Source organism: Paraburkholderia dilworthii, from assembly GCF_000472525.1.
GTDB lineage: Bacteria > Pseudomonadota > Gammaproteobacteria > Burkholderiales > Burkholderiaceae > Paraburkholderia > Paraburkholderia dilworthii.
In genome coordinates, this window is the sequence record NZ_AWZT01000124.1 from 1 (window position 1) to 2,228 (window position 2,228).

The 2,228-nt window shown below is 56.0% G+C and carries 3 protein-coding genes; all 3 read right to left on the minus strand.

The window, feature by feature from the left end; genetic code table 11:
* Nucleotides 1–185 (minus strand): hypothetical protein (locus F759_RS43875; RefSeq protein WP_209440546.1); only part of this gene is annotated, 185 nt, incomplete at its 3' end.
* 310 nt (nucleotides 186–495) lie between these two features.
* Nucleotides 496–1,110 carry a hypothetical protein gene (locus F759_RS0135435; RefSeq protein WP_152530806.1) on the minus strand — a complete coding sequence of 205 codons (615 nt, stop codon included), beginning with the start codon at nucleotides 1,108–1,110 and terminating at the stop codon, nucleotides 496–498.
* Nucleotides 1,111–1,262: 152 nt separating this feature from the next.
* Nucleotides 1,263–1,694, minus strand: a complete 432-nt coding sequence (locus F759_RS0135440; protein WP_152530807.1) for a hypothetical protein — start codon at nucleotides 1,692–1,694, stop codon at nucleotides 1,263–1,265.
* Between the last annotated feature and the right edge of the window lie 534 nt (nucleotides 1,695–2,228).

Below are 2,228 nucleotides of genomic sequence, written 5' to 3' on the forward strand. Positions count from 1 at the left end.
AACGACATCGCGAGCATCGAATCCAACCAAGGTTTCAGCTTTCCTTGCCGTTGCAAATTGGCTAGTGGAAGTTCTGCAGGGAACCCCGGCGCTCCAATCCCCGCAACCAGCGCGTCATAGTCGTGAGTTGTCGCAGGTCTGAGCAAACAACGGTCGGTCGCAACAATAGGGGTGGTGGTTTCCATTTTTTCTTGGACGTGGTCCGTTTGCCAAAGTTGGAATGCGTTGACCGTTCTGATTGTCGCCAATCTAGGTCAGCCCGTCGAACGTCCCGTATTGGCCGACCACGGTCCGACAGCAAACTTCGGCAGGGGGGATGAGCACCGCCATTTGCGATCGGCGGCACCCGACCCTCAACGGCCCTTCAGCTTTCTCGATAACGGACGGTCGCCCGCCTCGTGAATAAACAAGAGACAGTTGCTGTCGAACGAAATTAAGGGGTCCCCAAATGTCTTGTGGCTCTGCGGATACGCGCGACCGACACCATCCTCGCGGCTATTTGTCGGCTTCCTGCCGCCCCGTTCTTCGAACGGCACAAACCTTCTCCGTATCGAGCATTGGCGTCATGCGATAGGCAACTATTTCCTTGTAGCGTTCACCTTGGTCCCAGAGGACTGCATACGTGGTGCCCCGCCAAGTCTCGAAGTAGACGAATGCCCCGCCGCAGTACCCCGCTTCCTGAGAGAAGCCGTCGAGGGTTGGATTGCTCACTAGCCTATAGCCATCCGCAGCACGGTCCAGATAGGTATCACGCATACAAGAAGCGGTGCCCACGTAACGTGCGATTCTTACAATGGGATTTGCTCTTCCGCGGATTGCTATGTCAGTCACGTACCCCGTCCAATCCGCATATTCAACCAATTTGGTTCGGATCGAGTCGGCGGCGCCCGGCGCGGCGTTCTCCCAAAACTGGTCAGCCCGAATCTGCTTTGCGGTGCAGTTATCAAAACACAGTTCGCGCGAACTCAAATTCGAAATATCGACATGTGGGTGCTGCCGTTTCAGCTCGGAGGTTGTCCTTTCAAAGTGCTCGCACGTTGCTTGTGCATGAACAACCGCGCTAAAACTTCCGAGGCATGCCAGCGACGCTGAAGCAATTGCAGCTCTCATGAATATACGCATATGCGGAGTACCCCTTCGAATATTCAGTTCCGTCGCCCCCCGCCGGTTCCTGAGGCGAATTGATACAGGCCCTCAACGATCCGGGCGGCGGTGTCGAACGGCTGATACTGGTCGCAATCCATTGCCACCGATTGCTCGTTTTAGCGCCCGGACATTGCTTTCGGAATATCTATCGTGACCAGCCGGTCATCGTCGGGATTCCCACCGATGTATCTAGGCCACGCCGTTTCGTTGCAGAACAGCCCGTCCAGCGTCCCTCCATTTTTGCGGATTGTCGCTTGTAACCGCTTGTCAGCGAGGGCACGTCGATGCGGTGTATCCGGCTCCAAGGTTACGGAAGGGATGAACTGCGCGTGCTCATTATTTTGGTTATCCTTATTCGCGTAGACCCAGAGTTCCCCTTGACGCAGCGTCAGATACCGAAATTCTTGTCCGAAGTCAGGGCACGCGGGGTAATAGCCATTCCCCGATTCGTCGCATATGCTCACGAGCGCAGAGTGATCGTCCAGCATCACGCCTGAGAGGCTGCCATCGTTATCTTTGGTGGAACCTTCATCCCACGTTCCCGACACTGCAGATCCATCCTGAACGACGTTGAATGAGATTGCGCGTCCTTTTGAACAATCCGTAGGCGGTGTCTCCCATACCCAACGCCCGGCTAGCTGCGCCGGTGCTGAACTCGCCGTGAACGCGATTACGGCTCCTACCAACCCAAGCCCGACTTTCGATACGTTCATTTGCATTGGACCCCGACAATCATCATTCGCGTTGGTTGTTGGACGATTGTCGACTATTTGGCAGTGGGAGTCGACTGGCTGCTATTGGCCGCACCCCGACCGACGATGCTGTCTCGACCATGGTGCCGTGGGGAGGTCGCAGCCCGGACCCAATATAGCCTCTCACATTTCTCTGATACGGACGTTCGGCCGGCGTGATGGCTACCTCTGCTCGAGTCGACTCTGAAGTTCACCAATGAGCCTTCCGCTTCCCCTGGGATGTAAGCGGGACTGGGCCCTTGTGATTACCCACATTTGAGCCACGAAACCTGGTAACCTGGCACGCGTTATAGTCATTGCGCGAGCGAGATGGCTAAAGAAGAGCGGGCA